Origin of the sequence: Bradyrhizobium forestalis (assembly GCF_002795245.1) — a bacterium.
Lineage (GTDB): Bacteria > Pseudomonadota > Alphaproteobacteria > Rhizobiales > Xanthobacteraceae > Bradyrhizobium > Bradyrhizobium forestalis.
In genome coordinates this window covers 248,200-272,598 of record NZ_PGVG01000006.1, presented here as the reverse complement: position 1 = coordinate 272,598, position 24,399 = coordinate 248,200, and the positions used below count along the sequence as shown (strand labels likewise).

General features: G+C 65.9%; 19 protein-coding genes and 1 pseudogene. 8 read left to right on the top strand and 12 right to left on the bottom strand.

All coding sequences use genetic code 11. The features are described 5' to 3' along the window. The first annotated feature begins 10 nt into the window (after nt 1-10). Nucleotides 11-2,383, top strand: coding sequence for a xanthine dehydrogenase family protein molybdopterin-binding subunit (locus tag CVM73_RS10380; RefSeq protein ID WP_100231934.1), 2,373 nt, complete (start codon nt 11-13; stop codon nt 2,381-2,383). Nucleotides 2,384-2,624: 241 nt separating this feature from the next. On the opposite strand, the gene CVM73_RS10370 is transcribed toward CVM73_RS10380, so the two are convergent. Then, on the bottom strand, nt 2,625-3,425 hold the full coding sequence (locus CVM73_RS10370; RefSeq protein WP_100231898.1) for a hotdog family protein: 801 nt from the start codon (nt 3,423-3,425) through the stop codon (nt 2,625-2,627). 108 nt (nt 3,426-3,533) lie between these two features. On the opposite strand from CVM73_RS10370, the gene CVM73_RS10365 reads away from it, so the two are divergent. The 3 genes from CVM73_RS10365 to CVM73_RS10355 are packed head-to-tail and all read left to right on the top strand — an operon-like array spanning nt 3,534 to nt 6,922. Next, nucleotides 3,534-4,025: a YaiI/YqxD family protein gene (locus CVM73_RS10365; RefSeq protein WP_100231897.1), complete on the top strand. Its 492-nt coding sequence runs from the start codon at nt 3,534-3,536 to the stop codon at nt 4,023-4,025. 2 nt (nt 4,026-4,027) lie between these two features. Continuing rightward, nucleotides 4,028-5,839 (top strand): ABC-F family ATP-binding cassette domain-containing protein, encoded by a 1,812-nt coding sequence (locus CVM73_RS10360; protein WP_100231896.1) that lies wholly within the window; start codon nt 4,028-4,030, stop codon nt 5,837-5,839. Nucleotides 5,840-5,842: 3 nt separating this feature from the next. Beyond that, nucleotides 5,843-6,922: a D-TA family PLP-dependent enzyme gene (locus tag CVM73_RS10355; protein WP_100231895.1), complete on the top strand. Its 1,080-nt coding sequence runs from the start codon at nt 5,843-5,845 to the stop codon at nt 6,920-6,922. A 163-nt stretch (nt 6,923-7,085) separates the two neighbouring features. Here CVM73_RS10355 and CVM73_RS10350 read toward each other — a convergent pair whose 3' ends face one another. From CVM73_RS10350 to CVM73_RS10315, 8 genes and pseudogenes are all read right to left on the bottom strand, one after another. Further along, a complete protein-coding gene (locus CVM73_RS10350) occupies nt 7,086-8,306 on the bottom strand; it encodes a BaiN/RdsA family NAD(P)/FAD-dependent oxidoreductase (protein ID WP_100231933.1) in 1,221 nt (406 codons plus the stop codon). After that, nucleotides 8,303-9,220, bottom strand: a complete 918-nt coding sequence (locus tag CVM73_RS10345) for an SDR family NAD(P)-dependent oxidoreductase (protein WP_100231894.1) — start codon at nt 9,218-9,220, stop codon at nt 8,303-8,305. Before CVM73_RS10345 ends, CVM73_RS10350 begins: the two co-directional genes overlap by 4 nt. 288 nt (nt 9,221-9,508) lie before the next feature. Beyond that, entirely contained in the window at nt 9,509-9,985 is a 477-nt protein-coding gene (locus CVM73_RS10340; protein WP_100231893.1) for a MaoC family dehydratase, read from the bottom strand. Continuing rightward, the gene (locus CVM73_RS10335; protein ID WP_100231892.1) at nt 9,986-11,704 is read right to left on the bottom strand and encodes an AMP-binding protein; all 1,719 of its coding nucleotides are present in this window, start codon (nt 11,702-11,704) and stop codon (nt 9,986-9,988) included. Then, nucleotides 11,704-12,600: pseudogene (mmsB, locus tag CVM73_RS10330) on the bottom strand (3-hydroxyisobutyrate dehydrogenase); the annotation flags it as partial. The pseudogene mmsB and the gene CVM73_RS10335, both read right to left, overlap by 1 nt. Nucleotides 12,601-12,847: 247 nt before the next feature. Continuing rightward, nucleotides 12,848-13,918 carry an enoyl-CoA hydratase/isomerase family protein gene (locus CVM73_RS10325; RefSeq protein ID WP_100231890.1) on the bottom strand — a complete coding sequence of 357 codons (1,071 nt, stop codon included), beginning with the start codon at nt 13,916-13,918 and terminating at the stop codon, nt 12,848-12,850. Further along, nucleotides 13,915-15,060 carry an isobutyryl-CoA dehydrogenase gene (locus CVM73_RS10320; RefSeq protein WP_100231889.1) on the bottom strand — a complete coding sequence of 382 codons (1,146 nt, stop codon included), beginning with the start codon at nt 15,058-15,060 and terminating at the stop codon, nt 13,915-13,917. Before CVM73_RS10320 ends, CVM73_RS10325 begins: the two co-directional genes overlap by 4 nt. 236 nt (nt 15,061-15,296) lie before the next feature. Further along, nucleotides 15,297-16,793, bottom strand: a complete 1,497-nt coding sequence (locus CVM73_RS10315) for a CoA-acylating methylmalonate-semialdehyde dehydrogenase (protein ID WP_100231888.1) — start codon at nt 16,791-16,793, stop codon at nt 15,297-15,299. Nucleotides 16,794-16,895: 102 nt separating this feature from the next. Here CVM73_RS10315 and CVM73_RS10310 point away from each other — a divergent pair, with 102 nt between their 5' ends. Beyond that, nucleotides 16,896-17,804 (top strand): LysR family transcriptional regulator, encoded by a 909-nt coding sequence (locus tag CVM73_RS10310; protein WP_100231887.1) that lies wholly within the window; start codon nt 16,896-16,898, stop codon nt 17,802-17,804. 131 nt (nt 17,805-17,935) lie between these two features. Here CVM73_RS10310 and CVM73_RS10305 read toward each other — a convergent pair whose 3' ends face one another. Beyond that, nucleotides 17,936-18,556 carry a TetR/AcrR family transcriptional regulator gene (locus CVM73_RS10305; RefSeq protein WP_100231886.1) on the bottom strand — a complete coding sequence of 207 codons (621 nt, stop codon included), beginning with the start codon at nt 18,554-18,556 and terminating at the stop codon, nt 17,936-17,938. Between the two features lie 70 nt (nt 18,557-18,626). Continuing rightward, entirely contained in the window at nt 18,627-19,154 is a 528-nt protein-coding gene (locus CVM73_RS10300; RefSeq protein WP_100231885.1) for a PaaI family thioesterase, read from the bottom strand. A 156-nt stretch (nt 19,155-19,310) separates the two neighbouring features. Between CVM73_RS10300 and CVM73_RS10295 the strand changes: the two genes are divergently transcribed. From CVM73_RS10295 to CVM73_RS10285, 3 genes are all read left to right on the top strand, one after another. Continuing rightward, complete coding sequence (locus tag CVM73_RS10295; RefSeq protein ID WP_100231884.1) at nt 19,311-20,081, top strand: enoyl-CoA hydratase; 771 nt, start codon at nt 19,311-19,313, stop codon at nt 20,079-20,081. A 308-nt stretch (nt 20,082-20,389) separates the two neighbouring features. After that, a complete protein-coding gene (locus CVM73_RS10290; protein WP_100231883.1) occupies nt 20,390-21,586 on the top strand; it encodes an acetyl-CoA C-acyltransferase in 1,197 nt (398 codons plus the stop codon). 107 nt (nt 21,587-21,693) lie between these two features. Then, the gene (locus CVM73_RS10285) at nt 21,694-22,989 is read left to right on the top strand and encodes an MFS transporter (protein WP_100231882.1); all 1,296 of its coding nucleotides are present in this window, start codon (nt 21,694-21,696) and stop codon (nt 22,987-22,989) included. Here the strand turns inward: CVM73_RS10285 and CVM73_RS10280 are convergent. After that, the gene (locus CVM73_RS10280; protein WP_100231881.1) at nt 22,986-24,383 is read right to left on the bottom strand and encodes a carbohydrate porin; all 1,398 of its coding nucleotides are present in this window, start codon (nt 24,381-24,383) and stop codon (nt 22,986-22,988) included. The genes CVM73_RS10285 and CVM73_RS10280 overlap by 4 nt on opposite strands. Nucleotides 24,384-24,399: the final 16 nt, after the last annotated feature.

The window sequence follows — 24,399 nt, the reverse complement described above, 5'->3', positions numbered from 1 at the left end:
GGTCAATTCCATGCAAGAACACACCAAATCGTCCACGCTCGAGAACGCTATTGCACTGCAAAAATATGGCGTCGGGCAACCGGTCCGCCGCAAGGAGGACGACACGCTGGTGCGCGGCAAGGGCCGCTACACCGACGATTTCAACCTGCCGGGCCAGGCCTATGCCGTGATCGTCCGCTCCACCCATGCCCATGGCATCATCCGCGGCGTCGGCCTTGATGCCGCCAGGGCGATGCCGGGCGTGCTGGGAGTGTGGACCGGCAAGGATCTCGATGCCGCCGGTTACGGCCCCTTCACCTGCGGCCTGCCGCTGAAGAGCCGTGACGGCTCGCCCCTGCTCCAGACCAACCGCCAGCCGCTGGCGACCGACAAGGTCCGCTTCGTCGGCGATCCCGTCGCCTTCGTGGTGGCGGAGACGCTGGCGCAGGCGCGCGACGCGGCCGAAGCGGTCGAGCTCGACATCGAGCCACTGCCGGCGGTGACCGATCCCGAGGAGGCCGCCAAGTCCGGCGCGCCGCAGCTCTATGACCACATCCCCAACAACGTCGCGCTCGACTACCACTATGGCGACATGGACAAGGTCAACGCGGCCTTTGCCAGCGCCGCTCATGTGACCAAGCTCGACATCGAGAACACACGCGTCGCCGTGGTCTCGATGGAGCCACGCGTTGGGCTAGCCTCCTACGACAAGAAGACCGAGCGCTACACGCTTCAGGTGCCGACGCAGGGCGTCGCCGGCAACCGCGCCAATCTCGCCAAGAACCTGAAGGTGCCGAACGAGAAGGTACGCATCCTCACCGCCAATGTCGGCGGCTCCTTCGGCATGAAGAACATCAACTATCCCGAATACATGTGCATCCTGTATGCGGCGAAGGAACTGGGACGGGCGGTGAAGTGGCTGGACGAGCGCTCGACCAGCTTTCTCTCCGACAGCCACGGCCGCGCGCAGAAGATTCACGCCGAGCTTGCGCTCGATGCCGAGGGGCACTTCCTTGCAGCAAAGCTGTCCGGCTACGGCAATCTCGGCGCCTACATCACCGGCGTCGCGCCGGGCCCGCTCTCGCTCAACACCGGCAAGAACTTTTCCAGCGTCTACCGCACGCCGCTGATGGGTGTCGACATCAAGACGGTGCTCACCAACACCACGCTGATGGGCGCCTATCGCGGCGCCGGTCGGCCTGAGGCCAATTACTACATGGAGCGGCTGATCGACCGCGCCGCCGACGAGATGGGCATCAACCGGATGACCTTGCGCAAGCGCAACTTCATCAAGCCGAACCAGATGCCGTTCCCGGCCTCCTCCGGCGTCACCTATGACAGCGGCGACTTCCAGGCCGTGTTCAACAAGGCGCTCGACATCTCCGATCACGAGAACTTCACCAAGCGCAAGAAGGAGAGCCGGAAGGCCGGCAAGCTGCGCGGCATCGCGGTCGGCTCCTATCTCGAGGTCACGGCGCCGCCGAGCCCCGAGCTCGGCAAGATCGTGTTCGACGCTGACGGCACCGTGCAGCTGATCACCGGCACGCTCGATTACGGCCAGGGCCACGCCACCCCGTTCGCGCAGGTGCTGAGCGCGCAGCTCGGTGTCCCCTTCGAGAGCGTGAAGCTCGTGCAGGGCGACAGCGACATCGTTCACACCGGCAACGGCACCGGCGGATCGCGCTCGATCACCGCGAGCGGCATGGCGATCGTAGGCGCTGCCAAGCTCGTGATCGAGAAGGGCAAGCATGCTGCCGCGCACATGCTGGAAGCCTCCGAAGCCGACATCGAGTTCGAAGGCGGCCGCTTTACGATTGCCGGCACCGACCGCAGCATCGATATCATGGAGCTCGCCAGACGCCTGCATGACGGCAAGGTGCCGGAGGGCGTGCCTGACTCGCTCGACGTCGACCACACCAGCGAGCCGGTGCCGTCAGCCTTCCCGAACGGCTGCCACGTCGCCGAGGTCGAGATCGATCCCGAGACCGGCGTCGTGCAGATCGTGCGCTACAGCGCCGTCAACGATTTCGGCACGGTGATCAACCCGATGCTGGTCGCGGGCCAGCTGCATGGCGGCGTCGTTCAGGGCATCGGGCAAGCGCTGATGGAGTACATCCGCTACGACGACAGCGGCCAGCCGATCACGGGCTCGCTGATGGACTACGCCCTGCCCCGCGCCGAGGACGTGCCGAACATGACGGTCGGCGACCACCCGGTGCCGGCAACCACCAATCCGCTCGGCAGCAAGGGCTGCGGCGAAGCCGGCTGCGCCGGCAGCCTGTCGACGGTAGTGAACGCAGTGCTCGATGCGCTCTCCGACTACGGCATCAAGCACATCGACATGCCGCTGACCCCGGAGCGCGTGTGGCGCGCGATCCAGGAGGCGAAGGCCAAGGCGGCGTAAGAGGAGCTTGCTGCTTCCCAGCCTTCCGCTGTCATCACCCGCGAAGGCGGGTGATCCAGTATTCCAGAGACAGCACGGCTAAAGCCGGGAAGCCGCGGCGTACTGGATTCCCGCCTTCGCGGGGAATGACACCGTCTGAATATGATTCAGTCGTTCCGGGGCGATGCGAAGCATCGAACCCGGAACCTCGAGATTCCGGGTTCGGTCCTGCGGAGCGCCCCGGAATGACGGCACGAAAAGCCTACGCCGCGGCCTGCTCGCGCGGCTGGTAGATTGCGGTGTGCTGGCAGTGGGCGAGCGGCGTCGTGCCGTTAGCGACGACGAGTGCGTCGAGCTCGACGAAGCGGTGGCCCTTCTTCTCGTAGTTCGCCGTCACTTTTGCCCGCGCGGTGATCTCGTCCCCGGCGCGTGCTGGCGACAGCAGCTGCATGCGGCTGCCGACGTGGATCCACGGGCCCAGGATGGTGTTGTCGACCAGCACACGGTTCATGACGCGCTGGATCAGGCCGGGGTGGCCGAGCCCCTCGCGGGCAAAGATCGGATCGGCCTCTCTGATGTCCGCGCGATAATCCGTGGCATCCTGCCCGGCCCAGCGACGCGGCGTCGTGCCGAGCCATTTGCCCGTTTCGAACGTCGCCGGGCTGACCGGCTTGCGTTCGGCAACGGCCGGGACCTCGACATACTCGCTCAATGACATCGCAGGCACAGCCGTCGGCAACACGGCTGTCCCCGTGGCGCAAAGCTCGGTGCAGCTGAACACCTCGATCGTAAGCAGGCCGTTGTGCTCGGTGGCATCGACATCGGCGGTCTCGCCGTCATAGACCGGCTTGATGAAGCGGCCCTCGACCAGCCCACGCGACAGAAAATCGCGGCCCCAGCGCGCGATCGGCACGTGCATCATGTAAGCGAAGACATCGACGCCGGGGACCAGCCCGCCGGAAAAGCCGAAGCGGCGGGCCACCGTGTCGTCGTGCATCTTGTTTTCGGACTGTTTTGCGGTGTTGTAGGCCTCGACGCGGTAGGTTTCGAGCCGGTTCGGCATGGCTTGGCTTTCCCCATATTCTTGTTGTTTCAAGGGCGATCGTAGGGCCCCGGGAACACCGGTCAATCCCCTCGCCTTTGCCGCCCGAATGGGGTACCACGCGGCGGAATGACCGACACCCCCACCCGCATCTATGTCGACGCCGACGCCTGTCCGGTGAAGGATGAGATCTATCGCGTCGCGATCCGGCACGGCGTGCCCGTGAGCGTTGTTGCCGGCAATTTCATCCGCGTGCCGCAGGACCCGCTGATCGAGCGCGTCGCCGCAGGCGCCGGCATGGACGCCGCCGACGACTGGATCGCTGAGCGCGCCAAGCCCGGCGACGTCGTCGTGACCTCGGACATTCCGCTCGCCAGCCGCTGCGTCAAGGCCGGCGCGGACGTCATCGCGCCGAACGGCAAGCCGTTCACCGAGGCGTCGATCGGGATGACGCTGGCGGTGCGCAACCTGATGACGGATCTGCGCTCGGCCGGCGAAGTCACCGGCGGCCCGCGCTCGTTCGCACTGCGCGACCGCTCCGCCTTCCTCTCGGCGCTCGACCAGACGCTGCGCCGGATCCAGCGCCGCCGTGCCGATCAGGCCGCAATGAGTCAGGGCTGATCATGGCGCCGCCGCTGATCCAACTGAAAGACATCAGGCTGACCTTTGGTGGCACGCCGCTCCTAAGCGGCGTCGAGCTCAATGTCGCGCCAGGCGAGCGCGTCTGTCTGATCGGCCGCAATGGCTCCGGCAAGTCGACGCTGCTCAGAATCGCGGCGGGCCTCGTCGAGCCCGACGGCGGCACGCGCTTCGTGCAGCCGGGCGCGACCGTGCGCTATCTGCCGCAGGAGCCTGACTTCGGCGAGCACAAGACCACGCTCGCCTATGTCGAGGCGGGGCTCGCGCCGGGTGACGACCATCACCAGGCGCGCTACCTGCTCGAGCAGCTTGGCCTCACCGGCGACGAGAGCCCGCACAATCTCTCCGGCGGCGAGGCGCGCCGCGCCGCGCTCGCCTGTGTGCTGGCACCCTCGCCCGACATCCTGCTGCTGGACGAGCCGACCAACCATCTCGACCTCTCCACCATCGAATGGCTGGAACAGGAGCTCGACAGCCGCCGTAGCGCGCTGGTGATCATCAGCCACGCCCGCCGCTTCCTCACCAATCTGTCGCGCTCGACGGCATGGCTCGACCGCGGCAGGATCAAGCAGATCGACCGCGGCTTTGCCTCGTTCGAGACCTGGCGCGACGAGGTGCTCGCGGAAGAAGAGCGCGACCAGCACAAGCTCGACCGCAAGATCGTCGACGAGGAGCACTGGCTGCGCCACGGCGTGTCCGGCCGCCGAAAGCGCAACGTCAAGCGGCTCGCCAATCTGCATGCGCTGCGCGACCAGCGCCGCAACTATCGCGGCACCGCCGGCAGCGCCAATCTCGCAGCTAGCGAGGCGGAGCAGTCCGGCAAGCTGGTGATCGAGGCCAAGGGCATCACCAAGGCCTATGGCGAGCGCAAGATCGTCGAGAATTTTTCGACCCGTATCCAGCGCGGCGACCGGCTCGGCATCATTGGCCCGAACGGCGCCGGCAAGACAACACTGGTCAATCTGCTCACCGGCGGCATGCCGCCTGATTCCGGCACAATACGGCTCGGGGCCAATCTGGAGATGGCCACGCTCGACCAGCACCGCGAGAGTCTCGATCCCAAATCGACGCTGGCGGAAGCGCTGACCGGCGGCCGCGGCGACCACGTCATGGTCGGCGGCAAGCCGAAGCACGTCGTCGGCTACATGAAAGACTTTCTGTTCGCGCAGGCGCAGCGCGGCACGCCGCTGGAGGTGCTCTCCGGCGGCGAGCGCGGCCGCCTGATGCTGGCGCGCGCACTGGCCAAGCCGTCGAACCTGCTGGTGCTGGACGAGCCGACCAACGATCTCGACCTCGAGACCCTCGACGTGCTCGAGGAGATGCTCGGTGACTACGACGGCACCGTCATCCTGATCAGCCACGATCGCGACTTCCTCGATCGCGTCGTCACCTCCGTGATCGCGCCCGAAGGCAACGGCAAGTGGATCGAATATGCCGGCGGCTATAGCGACATGCTTAGCCAGCGCGGTGCGGATCTCAAACGCGAGACGGCGAAGGCGCAAGCCCCTGCGGAGAAGAAAGAGGAGCGATCCGCCGCTCCGGCGTCGGCGCCGAAACGGAAGCTGAGCTTCAACGAGAAGCACGCGCTGGAAACACTGCCGAAGAAGATGGAGACGTTGCACGCCGACATCGCCAAGCTGCAACGCGTGCTGGACGACCCCAACCTCTACGCCAAGGACCGCAAGAAATTCGACGATACGTCGGCCGCGATCGCCAAGGCGCATGACGAACTGTCCGCCGCCGAAGAGCGCTGGCTCGAACTTGAAATGCTCCGCGAAGAGATAGAACAGGCTTAAATCATGACCACTCCCCTCGCCGCCAAGATCGCCCGCGAATACGGCACGCCCTGCGCTGTCATCGACATGGACAGGGTTGAACGCAACATCGCGCGGATCCAGAAGGCCTGCGATGATGCAGGGATCGCCAACCGGCCGCACATCAAGACGCACAAGAACCCGACCATCGCCAAGATGCAGGTCGCGGCCGGCGCCAAGGGCATCACCTGCCAGAAGTTGGGTGAAGCCGAGATCATGGCCAATGCCGGCATCGACGACATCCTGATCAGCTATAATCTGCTTGGCGAGGAGAAGATGGCCCGCCTCGGCGCGTTGCAGGCCAAGGCCAACATGACGGTGGCGGCCGACAATTCGACCGTCGTCGCCGGCCTGCCGAAGGCGGCTGCGGCGTCGGGCCGTCCGCTCTCGGTCGTGGTCGAATGCGACACCGGCCGCAAGCGTGCGGGCGTGGAGACACCGGCCGAAGCGATTGCGCTGGCGCGCGAGATCGCCGCGTTCAAGGGATTGGAGTTCGCCGGCTTCATGCTGTACCCGACCGAGACCGGCTGGACTGAGGCGCAGAAGTTTTACGACGAGGCGCTGGCTGGCGTGCGCGCGCATGGGCTGGATGCGAAGATCGTCTCGACCGGCGGCACGCCGAACCTGAAGAACCTCGGCAAGCTCAAGGGCGGCACCGAGCATCGCTTCGGCACCTACATCTACAACGACCGCATGCAGGTCGCGGTCGGCTCGGCGACCTGGGACGATTGCGCGCTGCACATCTATTCGACGGTGGTGAGCCGCGCCGCGCCCGAGCGCGGTATCCTCGATGCCGGCTCGAAGACGCTGACGACCGACACCGGCGGCCTCGACGGCCACGGCCTGATCCTGGAGCACCCCGAAGCCAAGATCGCAAGATTCGCCGAGGAGCACGGCTTCCTCGACCTGTCCCGCAGCAACACGAGGCCGAACGTCGGCGACGTCGTCCGCATCGTGCCGAACCATGTCTGCGTCGTCGTCAACATGATGGACGAAGTGGTGATGGTGCGCGGCGAGGAGATCATCGGCACGCTGCCGGTCGCGGCACGGGGGAAGCTGAGGTAGGAGCGCCCGCGCATCCTTCGAGGCTCCCGGCGCGATGCTTTGCATCGCGCCGCACGCACCTCAGGATGACGCTCTCTCTGGGACCTCGTCAGGGAGGCGCTCTCTCGCAGCCGTCACCCTGAGGTGGCCGCTTCTTCAGCGGCCCTCGAAGGGCGGCGGCGTTCTAAGAACGCTTCAGCCACGCCAACACACCCCTGCCCGCGGCCGCCCCCGTCGCAAACGACGCCTGCAACAGGTAGCCGCCGGTCGGCGCTTCCCAGTCCAGCATCTCGCCGGCGGCGAACACACCTTGCAATTTGCGCAGCATGAAGCGCTCGTCGAGCTCGTCGAAAGCAATCCCGCCCGCCGTCGAGATCGCCCGCTCGATCGGGGCTGTGCCGGTGAGCTGAACCGGAATGGCATTGATCAGCTGCGCCAGCTCGGCCGGCGAGAACGCCGCCAGCGGCCGGCCGGATGCGATGGCGGCCTCCTGCATCAGGCCGATGCCGACCGGCGACAATTGCGCTGCCTTGCGCAGGAAATTCGCCAGCGATTGCTTGCCGCGCGTCCCCGACAGCCGCGTGGTCAGTGCGGCGGCGTCGAGGTCGGGCCGCAATGCGATTCCCAGCCGCGCCTGCCCGAGATCCAGCACCGCCTCGCGCAACTCGGCCGACAGCGCATAGATCGCGCCGCCTTCAATGCCGCTGCGGGTGATCATCGCTTCGCCGCGCACCGTGTGCGCACCGATCGTCAGCGCGACGCCTTTGAGCGGCTGGCCCTCGAAGCGGTCGCGAAACACGTCGGACCATGCGACCGTGAAGCCGGAATTGGCCGGCCGGAGTTTTGTGACGGCAATGCCTTTTGCCGCGAGGATGTCGACCCAGCCGCCGTCCGAGCCCAGGCGTGGCCAGCTTGCGCCGCCGAGCGCGAGCACGGTGGCGCGAGCGGCGACGGCCGATGTGCCATCGGGTGTTTGAAACAGCAGCCGCCCCTCGCCGTCCCAGCCGCTCCAACGATGGCGAAAGGCGAACCGGACGCCAGCGGCATCGAGCCGCCGCAGCCAGGCCCGCAGCAGCGGAGACGCCTTGAACGCCTCTGGAAACACCCGCCCGCTGCTGCCGACAAAAGTCGGCTCGCCCAGCGCTACGCTCCAGGCCCGCAACGCCTCGGGCGAAAATGCCTCGATGGCCGCTTGCAGCTTCGGTGCCGCCTCGCGATAGCGCGCCATGAACTGCGGCAGCGGCTCGCTGTGGGTGAGGTTGAGCCCGCCGCGGCCCGCCATCAGGAATTTGCGGCCCGCGGATGGCATTGCGTCATAGACGGTGACGCGGGCGCCGCCCCGCGCCAGCATCTCCGCCGCCATCAGCCCGGCGGGACCGGCGCCGATGACGGCGACGACAGTCAGAGCTTGATCCCCGCCCGCGCCGCGGCCTGGGCTACATATTTCTGCGTCTGCTCGAACGCGCCCGTGAGCGCCTTCGCCTTCGACATGTCGCTGATCTCGGCGAAGTGCGCCGCGACCGCGTCCGGCGTCCATTCGGACTCCGGCAAATTGATGCCCTCGCTCTCAACAATCTTGATCACCGCGAAGGAGCCCGCACCCGCGCCCATGATGGTGCGGGTCGGCGCGTCCTCGCTGAGCATGTACTCGACGGCGGGCGTGATGGCGTTCGGCTTCATCAATTGCAGCGCCTGCGGCGGCAGCAGCTCTTCGGTCATGCGGGTGGCCGCCGTCGGCGAGATGATGTTGACGCGAATGTTGTTCTTGCGACCTTCTTCGGCCAGCACGTTCATAAGGCCGACCATACCGGATTTCGCCGCGCCGTAGTTGGCCTGGCCGAAATTGCCGTAGAGGCCCGAGGACGACGTCGTCAGCACGATGCGGCCGTAGTTGCGGTCGCGCATGCCGGCCCAGGCCGCCTTGCAGCAATAGAAGGTGCCGACGAGATGCACGTCGAGCACCTTCTGGAAATCGGCCGCTTCCATCTTGCCGAACGACTTGTCGCGCAGGATGCCGGCATTGGCGCACAAGAGGTCGACGCTGCCCCACTCCTTGGTGGCGCGCTCGACCATGGCGGTGACCTGCTCGAAATTGGAGACGTCGGCGCCGTCGGCCATCGCGGTGCCGCCGGCTTTGCGGATCTCCTCGACCACGGCCTCCGCCGGCGACAGCGAACCGCCGGTGCCGTCACGCGCGCCGCCGAAATCGTTGACCACGACCTTGGCGCCGCGGCTCGCCAGCCCCAGCGCGTGCGCGCGTCCGAGACCATTGCCTGCGCCGGTGACGATGGCGACGCGTCCGTCGAACCTGATTGCCATGAGTGAAGTTCCTGCTTCTTCTTCCTTCTCCCCTTGTGGGAGAAGGTGGCATAGGCGGCCTACGGCCGCCGTACCTAAAATGGACGCCGACGCCTAGCGTCGGCTACGGCGCCGGATGAGGGGTTGTCTCTACGAGCGAGTCCGCGGAGAGATACCCCTCACCCGGCTTCGCTCCGCGAAGCCACCCTCTCCCACAAGGGGAGAGGGTAAGAAAGCTCCGCGCATCGACTTGGTCAGCTTTTGAGCAGCGATGGATGACCGGGTCAAGCCCGGCCATGACGGGCGGAGTTACTCGAAATAGATCAACCCCAGCCAATCCGCGATCAGCGCCGGCTTGTCCTCGCCCTCGATCTCGACCGTGACATTGGTGCGGGACTGCAATTCGTTGGGCTTGCGCAGCTTGGCTTCGGCCAGCACGAAACGGCCGCGGATGCGCTTGCCCGAGCGGACGGGCGAGATGAAGCGCAGCTTGTCGAAGCCGTAGTTCACGCCCATCGTGGTGCCCGCAATCGCCGGCATCACCTCATAGGACATCACCGACAGCATCGACATCGTCAGGAAGCCGTGCGCGATGGTGGTGCCGAACGCGGTCGCCTTCGCCTTCTCGGGATCGACATGGATGAACTGGTGATCCTCGGTCACGTCGGCATAGGTGTCGATGCGGGGCTGATCGATCAGGTGCCAGGACGACACGCCGATCTCCTTGCCGACCAGGGCCTGATAGGCCTGAAGCGTGATCGGCGGCGACTTCCAGATTTGGTTCACTTAGGTCTCACTCCGTGTTTTCGGCAGCTCCGGAAAATCCTCCTCGCGGAATTCCCGGCCGCGCAGCGGATCGGTGCGATCATCGTCGCGTTCGAGCCGTCGTAGCTGCACACGGCGGATTTTGCCAGAGATCGTCTTCGGCAGCTCGGTGACGATTTCCAGGCGGCGGATGCGCTTGAACGGCGCAAGGCGCGTGTGCAGGTGCTTGAAGATCGACAGCGCGGTCTCCGGCGTGCGCTCGGCGCCCGAGGTCAGCAGCACGAACGCCTTGGGAATCGCGAGCCGGATCGGATCCGGGCTCGGCACCACCGCGGCTTCCGCGACCAGCTCATGCTCCAGCAGCACACTCTCCAGCTCGAACGGGCTGATGCGGTAATCGGAGGATTTGAACACATCGTCGGAACGGCCAACGAAGGTGAGATAGCCGTCCTCATCCGCGAACACCACGTCGCCGCTGCGATAGAGCTCGCCCTCGGCGCCGGACAATTTGCCGTCGTCGCCCTGATAGCCCTGCATCAGGCCCGCGGGGCGATCGGTGCCCAGCAGCAGCGTCACCTCGCCTTCCGTCGCCGGATGGCCGTCGGCATCGCTGATCTGCACGCGATAGCCCGGCAGCGGCCGGCCCATCGAGCCGATCTTGATCTTCTGGCCGGGCGAGTTGCCGGCGAGCGCGGCGGTCTCGGTCTGGCCGTAGCCGTCGCGGATGGTGAGGCCCCAGGCGGCCTGCACCTGATCGATCACCTCAGGATTGAGTGGCTCGCCGGCGCCGCAGACCTCGCGCAAGGCAACCTTGAAGGAAGAAAGGTTCTCCTGGATGAACAGCCGCCACACCGTCGGTGGCGCGCACAGCGTGGTGACGCCGCAGCGGCCGATGGTGGCGAGCAGTCCCTTCGCGTCGAAGCGCGGCTGGTTGACCACGAACACGGCGGCTCCCGCATTCCACGGCGAGAAAAAACAGCTCCAGGCATGCTTGGCCCAGCCGGGCGACGAGATGTTGAGATGGACGTCACCGGGCTGCAGCCCGATCCAGTACATCGTCGAGAGATGGCCGACCGGATAGCTGCGCTGGCTATGCCGCACCAGCTTTGGCTTTGCCGTCGTGCCCGAGGTGAAATAGAGCAGCATCGGGTCGTCGGCGTTGGTCGGGCCGTCGGGCGCAAAACTCTCTGGCGCTTTCGCCGCCTCGTCATAGGTGAGCCAGCCTTCGGAGGCAGCGCCCACCACGATGCGCACAATATTCTCCGCACCAAGGTTCGCTAATTTTGCGACCTGATCCTCGGCGGCCACCACCGCTTTGGCCTTGCCGCGATCGAGCCGGTCGCGCAGCTCATCGGCGGTGAGCAGCGTGGTGGCGGGAATCACGACCACGCCGAGCTTCATCGCGGCAAGCATCGTCTCCCATAGCGGAACCACGTTGCTGAGCAGCAGCAAAAGGTGGTCGCCGCGCTTCAAGCCCTGCGCCCGGAGGAAGTTCGCGACCTGGTTCGAGCGCTTCGAGAGCGCCGCGAAGGACAGCTTGGTTTGCTTGTCCTGCGCGGCATCGACGATCCAGAGCGCGGGCCGGTCCCTGCTCTCCGCGTGTGCCGCCAGCTCGGCGTCGAACCAGTCGAGCGCCCAGTTGAACGGAGCCGGATCGGGCCAGCGGAAATCTTTGACCGCTGTCTCGTAATCCGTGCGGTGTTGCAGAAGGAACGCGCGCGCTTCCTGGAATGTCGTCATCAAGCTTTCCCGGCCAGACTCCTAACGTGCTTGATAATTCCGGAAAAATCCACCCCGCCCTGGCCGGCTGCGTCGAAAGACTGATAGATCTCCTGCGCATGCTTGCCGAGCGGCGTCGCCGCGCCCGCGGCCTTCGCGGCGTCCTGCGCCAAGGTCAGATCCTTCACCATCAGCGCCGAGGCAAAGCCCGGCTTGTAATCGTTGTTGGCGGGCGAGGTCGGCACCGGGCCCGGCACCGGGCAATAGGTCGTCAGCGACCAGCACTGGCCGGACGAGGTCGAGGCGACATCGAACAGCGCCTGGTGCGAGAGCCCGAGCTTCTCACCGAGCGCGAAGGCCTCGCTCACCGCGATCATCGAAATGCCGAGGATCATGTTGTTGCAGATCTTTGCTGCCTGCCCTGCGCCGGCTCCGCCGCAATGCACGATCTTCTTGCCCATGTTTTCGAGCACGGGCTTGGCCGCCGCAAATGCCTTGTCGTCACCGCCGCACATGAAGGTGAGCGTCGCCCCCTTGGCGCCGCCCGTGCCGCCGGAGACCGGCGCATCGACCGAGAGCACACCATGCTTGGCCGCCAGCGCATGCGCCTGCCGCGCGCTTTCGACGTCGATGGTGGAGCTGTCGATGATCAGCGCACCCTTGGTCATGGCAGGAACCACCTCGTTCCAGACGCCGAGCACGTGCTTGCCGGCCGGTAGCATGGTGACGACCACATCGGCGCCCTTCACCGCGCCCGCGGCGCTGTCAGCGATGCCGGCGCCATCGGCCCTGGCCTGATTGCGCGAGGCTTCGACGAGGTCGAACGCCACCACCTTGTGGCCGGCCTTGACGAGGTTAGCGGCCATCGGGCCGCCCATGTTGCCGAGACCGATGAATGCGATCGTGGCCATTGTCGTTTCCTCCGCTAGACGTTTCGTTGATTAGAGTTCACTGAAATTCGACACAGCAGCGGCCTCGGGAACACCTCTCCCCAGCGGGGAGAGGTCGGATTGCCATGGCGCGCAATTGCGCGCCTGAGCAATCCGGGTGAGGGGCCGCGGCGCGTAGTGAGACTGTAACCCCTCACCCAGATCGCATCTATAGATGCGATCCGACCTCTCCCTACGGGAGAGGTGGTCCGAGTTCGTGGCGGCTGCCCGTCTTTCACTGGTTGAACTTCAGCTCATCAGAGCCGATCTCGGCGAGATACGGCGCAAGCATGTCTGGCGTCACATCCTCGATTCCTCGCGGCGACCAGCTCGGATTGCGGTCCTTGTCGATCACGGCGGCGCGCACGCCTTCGCGGAAATCGTCGCTGCGGAAGACCTCCAGCGCGGCGCGATATTCGCGCACCAGGCACTCTTCGAGGCTCGACGCGGTGCGCGCCAGGCGCAGCAGCTTCAGCGTGACGACCATGCCGCGCGGCGATTTCTCGTTGAGCGTCTTCAGCGTTGCTTGCGCGAACTCCGAGCCGTCGCGCTTCAGCGCCGCGACGATGTCCTCCATGCGGTCGAAGCCGAACAGCGCGTCGATGACAGGCTCCTTCGCAGCCACCGGCCCCGCGGTCTCGCCGGTCGCAAAACCGTCGATGAGCTTGCCGACCTCGGCGGCCGTCGCACCGGAACGCACCTTCGTCAGCGCCTCCCGCAGCTCCGGCAGCCTCGACGCCGGCACCACCCAGTCCGCGAACTTCGCGTGGATCGCATCCGGCCCGTTCATGGTCTGGCCGGTCAGGCCGAAATAGGTGCCGATCTCGCCCGGCGAGCGCGACAACAGATAGGTGCCGCCGACGTCGGGGAAGAAACCGAGCCCGACCTCGGGCATCGCAAGCTTCGTGCGATCCGTAACGACGCGATGGCTGGCATGGGCCGAAAGGCCGACGCCGCCGCCCATCACGATGCCGTCCATGAAGGCGACATAGGGCTTCGGAAACCTCTTGATCCGGGCGTTGAGGATGTACTCCTCGCGCCACAGGATCTTGCCGAGATCGCCATTGACTTTCGAGCTTTCCCAGAGCGTGCGGATATCGCCGCCCGCACACAGGCCGCGCTCGCCGGCGCCTTCGAGCAGGATTACGGCGACGGCCGGATCGGCCTCGAAGCGGTCGAGCGCCTTCTCGATGTCGCGAAACATCTCCAGCGTCACGGCGTTGATCGCCTTGGGGCGGTTGAGCCTGATGATGCCGGCGGCGCCCTCGACGCGGGCGACCAGATCGCCCTCTTCCACTGAACTCATCGCGCGCCCTCGATCAGTTTGCGCGCCACGATCAGCCGCATGATTTCATTGGTGCCCTCGAGGATCTGGTGCACGCGTAAGTCCCGCACGATCTTCTCGATGCCGTATTCGCTGAGGTAGCCGTAGCCGCCGTGCAGCTGCAGCGCATGGTTGGCGACCTCGAAGCCGACATCGGTGCCGAACCGCTTGGCCATCGCGCAGAGCATGGTGGCATCAGGGTCCTTGCGGTCGAGCGCTGCGGCGGCGCGCCACAAAAATGTGCGCGCGGCCTCGAGCTCGATCGCCATGTCAGCGAGCTTGAATTGCAGCGCCTGGAATTCGTCGAGCCGCTTTCCGAACGCCTTGCGCTCCTTCATGTAGGCGCGCGCCTTGTCGAGCGCGGTCTGGGCGCCACCGAGCGAGCACGCCGTGATGTTGAGGCGGCCGCCGTCGAGGCCGGCCATCGCGATCTTGAAGCCGGCGCCCTCCTCGCTCAATCGGTTGGCGACCGGCACGCGGGCGTTCTCGAACATCACGGCGCGGGTCGGCTGCGCGTTCCAGCCCATCTTGCGCTCGTTGGCGCCGAAGGACACGCCCGGCGTCTTGCCGTCGATGACGAGGGTCGAGATGCCGCCGGGACCATCGCCGCCGGTTCGCACCATCGCGACCAGCACATCGGTGCCGCCGGCACCGGAGATGAACTGCTTCTGGCCGTTGAGGACATAATGATCGCCGTCGCGCACCGCGCGGGTGCGCAAAGCGGCCGCATCGGAGCCGGCGCCCGGCTCGGTCAGGCAGTAGCTCGCGATCAGCTCCATGGTGCAGAGTTTCGGCAGCCATGTGTGGCGCTGGGTGTCGCTGCCGAAGGCATCGATCATCCAGCTCGCCATGTTGTGGATGGAGATGAAGGCCGAGGTGGTCGGGCAGCCCGTCGCCAGCGCCTCGAAGATCAGCGCCGCGTCGAAGCGCGACATGGCGGAGCCGCCGACATCGTCGCGGATATAGATACCGCCCATACCCAGGCTTGCGGCCTCGCGCATGACGTCGACGGGGAAATGCTTCTCCTCGTCCCAGCGCAGCGCGTGCGGCGCGATCTTCTCCGCCGCAAACGCCATCGCCATGTCGCGAACCGCGATCTGATCCTCGTTCAGAGCGAACTGCATCTCAATGCCCCCGCCGGCTTGGGTCACCTCTCCCCTGCGGGGACAGGTCGATTTGCGCAGCAAATCGGGTGAGGGGGCGCTGCTCCGACGAGAGACCGTAACCCCTCACCGGGCGCTTCGCCACAGCCGAAGCTTCGCTTCGGCGTCCTCTTAGAACGGCCGCCAGAAGAGCGGCCTTTGCCTCTCCCGAAGGGAGAGGTGATTTCCCGATGCCGCGAGAGCTCACACCGATCGCACTACTTCATCAGCGGGATCGAGAACTCCGCACCTTCCTTGACGCCGGACGGCCAGCGCGAGGTCACCGTCTTGGTCTTGGTGTAGAAGCGGACCGAGTCCGGGCCGTGCTGGTTGAGATCGCCGAAACCCGACTTCTTCCAGCCGCCGAAGGTGTAATAGGCGATCGGCACCGGGATCGGCACGTTGATGCCGACCATGCCGACGTTCACCTTGGCCGCGAAGTCGCGCGCAGCGTCGCCGTCACGGGTGAAGATGGCAACGCCGTTGCCGTAGTCGTGGTCGGACGGCAGCGCCAGCGCTTCCTTGTAGTCATGCGCGCGCACGACCGAGAGCACCGGGCCGAAGATCTCTTCCTTGTAGATCCGCATGTCCTTGGTGACGTTGTCGAACAGCGAACCGCCGAGATAGAAGCCGTTCTCATAGCCCTGCATCTTGAAGCCGCGGCCGTCGACGGCGAGCGTTGCGCCTTCCTTGATGCCGATGTCGATGTAGCTCTTGACCTTCTCGACCGCCTCGCGCGTGACCAGCGGACCGTAATCGGCCGAGGGATCGATGGAGGTGCCGATCTTCAGGCTCTCGACGCGCGGGATCAGCTTTTCCATCAGGCGATCCGCGGTGGGCTTGCCGACGGGAACGGCGACCGAAACGGCCATGCAGCGCTCGCCGGCCGAGCCGTAGCCGGCGCCGATCAGCGCATCGACCGCTTGGTCCATGTCGGCATCGGGCATGATGATGGCGTGGTTCTTGGCGCCGCCGAAGCACTGGCAGCGCTTGCCGGTCTGCGCCGCACGCTCATAGATGTACTGCGCGATCGGCGTGGAGCCGACGAAGCCGATGGCCTTGATGTCGGGATCGTCGAGGATGGCGTCGACCGCTTCCTTGTCACCGTTGACGACATTGAGGATGCCGGCCGGCAGGCCCGCCTCGATCATGAGCTCGGCGAGCAGCATCGGCACGCCGGGATCGCGTTCCGACGGCTTGAGGATGAAGGCGTTGCCGCAGGCAATCGCGGGCGCGAACTTCCACATCGGGATCATCGCCGGGAAGTTGAACGGCGTGATGCCGGCGACGACGCCGAGCGCCTGGCGCATCGAATAGATGTCGATGCCGGGGCCGGCGCCTTCTGTGTACTCGCCCTTCATCAGATGCGGGATGCCGCAGGCGAATTCCGCCACTTCGAGGCCGCGCTGGATGTCGCCCTTGGCGTCCGGCACGGTCTTGCCGTGCTCACGGGCGAGCAGCTCGGCGAGCTTGTCGTAGTCGCGCTGCACCAGCTCGACGAACTTCGACATGACGCGGGCGCGGCGCTGCGGATTGGTCGCGGCCCATTCCGGCTGCGCGGCGCGGGCGTTCTCGACGGCGGCGCGGACCTCGGCCTTGGACGCCAGCGCCACCTTGGCCTGGACGTCGCCGGTCATCGGCTCGAAAACGTCGGCGGTGCGGCCCGAGGTACCCTTGACCTCCTTGCCACCGATGAAATGTCCGACTGAACGCATGGAATGATCTCCTTCAGGCCTAGCGTGTTCGCTTTGACAAATCCTATCGACCTGCATTTTATAGGATTCAAGTCTGAGATAATGCACCATAGATGTGCGAAAATGCTGGATCAAGGCGCTATCGATTGGGACGACTTTCGCTTCGTGCTGGCCATCGTTCGGGGCGGCTCGGTGTCGGCTGCGGCAAAACAGCTCGGTGTCGACCACGCCACGGTGATCCGCCGCGTCGACCGGCTGGAAAAGCACCTGTCGGCAAAACTGTTTGACCGGCGCAAGACCGGCTATCTCCTCACCGAGGCCGGTCAGCGGGTGGCCGACAGTGCGGAAGCGATGGAATCGACCATCGTCGCCAACCAGGAGCAGGTCGGCGGCTCCGTGGCGCGGCTGACCGGGACGGTGCGGATCGGCGCCCCTGACGGATTCGGCACCGCCTTCCTGGCGCCACGGCTGGCGCCGTTCGCGGACCGCTATCCCGATCTCGACCTGCAACTTGTGGCTACCGCGCGGCTGTTCAGCCTCTCCAAGCGCGAGGCCGATATCGCCATCAGCCTGACCATGCCGAAGGAAGGCCGCATCGTCGGCCGCAAGCTGCTCGACTACCGCCTTGGGCTCTATGCCGCACCCGCCTATCTCGATCGCTTCCCTGAGATCACCTCGCGGCAGGACCTGACGCAGCACCGCTTCGTCGGCTACATCGAGGAGCTCTTGTTCACGCCGGAGCTCGACTATCTGCCGCAGGTCTCGCCGCGGATCTCCGCGCGCTTTCGCAGCGCCAATCTGATCGCCCAGCTCAACGCCACCCTCTCCGGCTTCGGCATCGCCGTGTTGCCGCATTTCATGGCGAGCGACTATCCGCAGCTCGTGCCAGTGCTGCCGGACGAGATCTCGATCACGCGGACGTTCTGGATGCTGATGCACGCCGACAGCAAGGACCTTGCGCGGATCCGGGCGGTGGCGGATTACATCTCGGAAATTGTCGAGCGCGAGCGGGCGCTGTTTGCGGGGCGGTAGCACCGCTCTCGGGTGGGCAAAGCGACGAGACGCGCGCATGCGCGGCGCGTGGCGTGCCCACCATGCCAGCCGCGATCGCGGAAAGATGGTGGGCACGGCGCTGACGCGCCTTTGCCCACCCGGCATCTCGCCTAGTTCTGCTTCGCCCTCTTCGCGGCCGCCACCTTCGGCTCACGCTTCGCGCCATCGAGCACGCCGTCCCGGCCCGCCTTCAGCACCTCGTCGGACAGCTCGCTCGAGCCTGCGATGCGCGCCAGCAGCATGGTGCCGGCCATCATCGCCAGGGTCGCGATCGCCTGCTTGCGGGCGGTCTTGCGCGGCAGGTTCGGGATGGTGTCGGTCAGGGTCTCGATCATCTCATCGAGCTTGCCGGCAAAGGCCTTGCGCGCCTTCGGGCTCTCGCGGGCGATCTCGGCGCCCAGGGCGGGAATCGAACAGCCATGGCCGGGATTGTCGCGATGCAGCGTCGAAAGATAGCTCTCCGCGATCAGCGCCAGCCGCTTTTCAGGAGCGGCCTCGCCGGTGAGCTTGCGCCAGTGCTCCATCGAGCGGTCCATGGCATAGCCAAAGGCCTCGATCACCAGCGCCTCGCGGGAATCGAAATGCGCATAGAAGCCGCCATGGGTCAGGCCCGCCTCCTTCATGAGGTCGGCGACGCCGATGCCATGAGCGCCCTTTTCGCGAAGTCGCACGGAAGCCTTCTTGACGATCCGGTCGTGGGTTTCCTGCTTGTGTTCCCGGGAATAGCGCATGCGGATCTCATTGAATGTCGGAGATCATCTCATAACACGAAAGTAGCCCGAACGGTGCATTAATTCATGTTTAGTTGTTGCCGACCATGGAAAAGGTTGCGGTTGCATGGACCGCGAGCGCGCCTTTGCCGTCGCGGACGAAGCCTTCCGCGTAGCTGGTCTGGCGCCCCAGCTTGATGATCTTGCCTTCGGCCGAGATCAGTCCCGAGCGAACCGACAGCGGGCGCAAGTAGGTCAGCTTCAGATCGAGGGTCACCGAGCTTTGCCCGGCCTCGAGCCGGGTCGAGATCGCGCATCCCATGGCCGTATCGAGCAGCGCCGCTGCGGTCGCGCCATGGAGAAGGCCGATGGTGTTCTCGAGATCCTCGCGCGGCTCCAGTTCCATGACGATCCGGCCCGGCTCGACCACGCCCACGGTGAAGCCGATCAGCTTTGCGAAGGGCGGCGGCGGCAGACGACCGTCGCGAATGCCAAGCATGGCGTCCATGCCTGACAGCCCCATGGCCGCTCTCGCCACCGGTGCAGGCACTTGCCAATCCACCACGCGCTCACGCCGCTGCGCCGGCGAAAACAGGTCGAGTTGATCGATGTCGGCCATGGCCACCTCTTTGCATGATACAAATCATACTATGGCACGGATTTCGCGTTGACAACTCTGCCCTTCCTGCCCGCTTGACAAAACGGTCGTTTCGGCTCGGAAGTGATCCCGACCAGCGTACCTTGCGCGTCCACAAAAGCCTTTCGAGATCCGACGATGGAAATGCTCAACCACCACTGCGGCGTGACGCGCGATGCGCGTGGCGTCGTTCATGTCGCAATCTGCAACGCCGGGCCGCTCAACATTCTCGGCTCACCCGTGACCGACGCCGTGCGCGAAGGCCTCCAGCAGCTCAGCTCCGACCGCAGCATCCGCGTCGTGGTGCTGCGTGGCCAGAGCGAGCAGAGCCTGATCGGGGGCGCCGACATCAAGGAGATGGCCGGGCTCGACCAGAAATCCGCCGAGGCCTTCATCAGCCGCCTGCGCGATCTCTGCGAAGCGGTGCGCGCCTTCCCTGCCCCGGTCATCGCACGCATGCCGGGCTGGTGCCTCGGCGGCGGGCTCGAAGTGGCGGCGGCCTGCGACTTCCGGATCGCCGCGCATGATTCCCATTTCGGTATGCCCGAGGTGCGCGTCGGCATCCCGTCAGTGATCCATGCGGCACTCTTGCCGCGCCTGATCGGTTGGGCCCGCGCGCGCTGGCTGGTGATGACGGCGGAGAATATCGACGCTCCGACGGCGCTCGCGTGGGGCCTGGTCGACAAGGTCGCCGCGCCCGGGGAGCTGGATGCCGCGATCGAGCACGTCGTGGAGGCGCTGCTCGCCTGCGGCCCCGAGGCCCTGCGCTCGCAGAAGGCGCTGCTGCGGCAGTGGGAGGAATTGCCGCTGACGGAGTCGGTGAATCTGAGCGTGAAGGTATTCGGCGAATCGTTCCTGACGGATGAGCCGACACGGCTGATGCAGGCGTTCGTGAACAGGAAACGGTAGGCGCTGGGAGGCGATAAACGCCCCAGAGACGGTGTCATGCCCCGCGAAGGCGGGGCATCCAGTACGCCGCGGCCCCTCGATTCATTACGGCTGTCACGGAGTACTGGATCGCCCGCCTTCGCGGGCGATGACAGTGTGCTATGCGGCAACTACCCAGCCCCCAGCCACAACGGCATCGCCCCTCCTCCAACCGAACGACTAAATCTCATCCGAACCACGATATTTTCTCATCCCTCGCGCGGTTGCATTTTTTGCGCTGCATCATATGATGAACATAATCTTACCCCGTCATCGCAGGGAGTTATACCATGGCCGAAGCCACCGATCCCGTCGTCATCGTCTCCGCCGCACGCACCCCGCTCGGTCGCTTCATGGGCGAGCTGTCGCCACTCCCCGCGCACAAGCTTGGATCACACGTGATCGCCGCGACGCTCGAGCGTGCCAAGCTCGCCCCCGAGAAGGTTGACGAGGTTTTCATGGGCTGCGTGCTGCCGGCCGGACAAGGCCAGGCGCCGGCGCGCCAGGCGGCGCGTAGCGCCGGTTTGCCGGACGCCACCGGCGCGACCACGGTGAACAAGGTCTGCGGCTCCGGCATGAAGGCGACCATGCTGGCGCATGACATCATTCGCGCCGGCTCAGCAGAGATCGTCGTTTCCGGCGGCATGGAGAGCATGAGCAACGCGCCGTATCTGCTCGCCAAGGCGCGCGGCGGCTATCGCGTCGGCCACGACCGCATCATCGACCACATGATGATGGACGGCCTGGAAGACGCCTACGAGACCGGCCGCTCGATGGGCGATTTCGGCGAGGCGACCGCGGAAGCCTATCAATTCACCCGCAAGGACCAGGACACTTACGCAATGGAGACGCTGAGCCGCGCGCGCAAGGCAGTCGAGGGCGGCGCCTTCAAGGCCGAGATCGCGCCGATCACGCTGACCGAGAAGGCAGGTCCCCGCATCATCGCCAACGACGAGCATCCGCTCAAGGTCGACCCCGCGAAGATCCCCGGGCTGAAACCGGCATTCCGCGCCAACGGCACCATCACGCCGGCGGCCTCCTCCGCCAATGCCGACGGCGCCGCGGCCCTCGTGCTGACCAAACGCTCGCTGGCCGACCGCAGCGGTTTGCCTGTTCTCGCCGAGATCAAGGGGCACGCCACCCATAGCCAGGAGCCGCAATGGTTCACCACAGCGCCGATCCCGGCGATCCGCAAGCTGCTGGACAAGGTCGGCTGGAGCGCCGGCGATGTCGACCTGTTCGAGATCAACGAGGCCTTCGCCGTGGTGGCGATGGCGGCGCAGCGCGACCTCGGCATTCCCCGCGACAAGCTCAACATCAACGGCGGCGCCTGCGCGCTCGGCCATCCCATCGGCGCGACCGGCGCGCGGCTGATCGTGACCCTGCTGCATGCATTGGAGGCCAACAACCTCAAGCGCGGCATCGCGGCGCTCTGTATCGGCGGCGGCGAAGCCACGGCGATCGCCGTAGAGCGCCTGGCGCACTAGCAGCCAATGTCCGAAATTGAGGGAGGTCTGTCATTTCAGACTTTCCTCGATTGTGCCAGATAGCAAGGACGCGGGTCCCGTGGGCTCGCCAACAACACTGAGGCCCAATGATCTCGAACTGGCTCGCGGCAGCACTGTCCCGCCGCAACATCCACTACGGCTGGGTGATGGTCGGCGTGACCTTCCTCGCCGCGCTGATCAGCGCCGGCACGGTCGGCGCGCCCGGCGTGTTCATCGTTCCCCTGCAAAAGGAGTTCGGCTGGAGCACGGCGGAGATCTCCTCCGCGCTGTCGATCCGCTTCATCCTGTTCGGGCTGATGGCGCCGTTCGCAGCCGCCCTGCTCAACCGCTATGGCCTGCGCAACGTCACGCTCGCCGCGCAGCTGATCGTGGTCTCGGCGCTCGTGCTCTCGCTCGGCATGACCGAGGTCTGGCAGCTCATCGCGCTGTGGGGCGTGGTGATCGGCATCGGCACCGGCATGACCGCGCTGGTGCTGGGCGCGACCATTGCCACGCGCTGGTTCGCGGCACGACGCGGCCTCGTGGTCGGCATCATGACGGCGAGCGTCGCCACCGGCCAGCTCGTGTTCCTGCCGCTGCTGGCAAGCCTCACCGAACGCTACGGCTGGCGGCTCGCGCTCGGCTTCGTCTGCATCATGCTCGGCGTTTCCGCACTGGCCGTGCTGCTCGCGATGCGTGACCGCCCCAGCGACGTCGGCCTGCGGCCGTTCGGCGATGAGAGCACCGAGCCCTTGCCCGCACCGCCGGTGAGCCGCGGCTCGATCACCGGCGTTGCGCTCGGCACGCTGCGCGACGCCTCGACGTCGACGGCGTTCTGGATCCTGTTCGCGACCTTCTTCGTCTGCGGCGCCTCGACCAACGGCCTCGTTCAGGTGCACCTGATTCCAATGTGCCTCGATTTCGGCATCCCGCAGGTGCAGGCCGCGAGCCTGCTCGCCGCGATGGGCATCTTCGACTTCTTCGGCACGGTCATGTCCGGCTGGCTGTCGGACCGCTACGACAATCGCTGGCTGCTGTTCTGGTACTACGGCCTGCGCGGGCTCTCGCTGATCTTCCTGCCCTTCAGCGACTTCTCGTTCTACGGCCTCTCGGTCTTCGCGATGTTCTATGGTCTCGACTGGATCGCCACGGTGCCGCCGACGGTCCGCCTCACGGCGCAAAAGTTCGGGCCTGAGCGCGCCAATCTGGTGTTCGGCTGGATCTTCGCCGGCCATCAGCTCGGCGCCGGCACGGCCGCGTTCGGCGCCGGGTTCTCGCGGACGGTCTATCAGAGCTACCTGCCCGCCTTCTTCATCGCCGGCGCGCTCTGCGTGTTCGCATCGCTGATCGTGCTGGCGCTGGCGCGGCAGCCGAAGACTGAGCCGAAGCCGGCGATGGCCTAATACCTGATCGTGGTGGTGACGCCGAACACCGCGGCGTCACCGATCCGCGAAACGCCGGTCGGATCGTTCGGGTTCGGGACGCCGCCGGAGGGGCGAAACACGTATTGGAAGTACGGCGCGATCAGCCAGCCCGGCTTGACGTGCGCCTCGTAGATCATCTCGATCAGGGTCTCGTTGCTGCGCACCGGACTCTGGATGCCGGTAAAGGCCAGGGTGTCGAGATCGAGATTGCGCGCGGTGTTCGAGATCCGCATGTAGGCCATCGCCACGCCGAAGCGGTCGAGCGGACGGCCGGGCGTGAAGCCGACGAAGCCGATACCGCCGTCAACGTACAGGTCGATCAGATTGCGGTCCGGCGGACTGTAGGCGATGCGGCCGAACGCCGTGACGCCGGGAAGCGAGGCCGAGGTGCTGTTCTCCCTCACCTCCGGCGGGCGATAGAGCACCTGCTCAATCACGGCGAAGATCCCGTAATTGCCGCGAAGTCTTGCGGGAATGCCGCTCCCAGCGGGATCGGCAATCGATTGCCCCTCTGCCGTGAAGCGCTGGCTGTCGAACGAGCCATAGTGCTTCCAGGCGCCCGGCGTGACATTGCCGGCGAGCGGACGGCCTCCGACATCGATGTCGTAGTTGAAGCGGACCTGCCCGATCACCCAGGGCGGATCGTTGACGCGGAAGGCCAGGCCATGATGATCGCGCAATTGCGGATCGATATCGCCCGGCCCTGACGGATCGCCGTTGAACACCGCGCCATAGGCGGTGATCTTGTCTGATAGCGCGGCCCTGATGCGAATGCCGGGCACCGCGATCGGCGGCGCCGGGCCGCCGGCCGGGAGGTTGCTCGCCTTGATCGCCGGCCAGCCGAAGGTGCCGTTGACGAAGAGGTCGTCGGTCTGGCTGTCGAAGAACTCGACGTCGGCGGCCTGCTGGCCGGCCCTGATGTTCAGCCGATCATTGAAGAAGCTCTGCTCGAAATAGGCATTGTAGAGCCGCTGGTCGGGCAGCGCCTCGATCTCGCTGATGGTGGCGAGGTTCATCACATAGTTGCGGGAGAGCCCGCGGCCGTAGATCACGAGGGCATTGGCGTAGAAGCGGCCGCCGGTCCAGCCGACCAGCTTGTCGAGATCGGCGTCGATCGAGAGGTCGAGCCGGCCGAAATGGATGGCGCCGCGGGCAACGCCGCCCGTGGCGTTGCCGATGTTGTCGGCGATGTAGGTGGCGCCGAAGTTGAGGCCCTTGTTGGCGAGCCCGTCATGCCACTCGTTGAACCAGTTCGGCGCCAGCCATCCAGCCGCGCTTTCGTCCTTGGCGCCGGCGAGCGCATGGGTGCTGGCGATGGTGCATGCAAGCACGATCGCGCATCGCAACGGAGAGCTATTGGCAGTCCCGATCACGGCCGATATCCGGTGG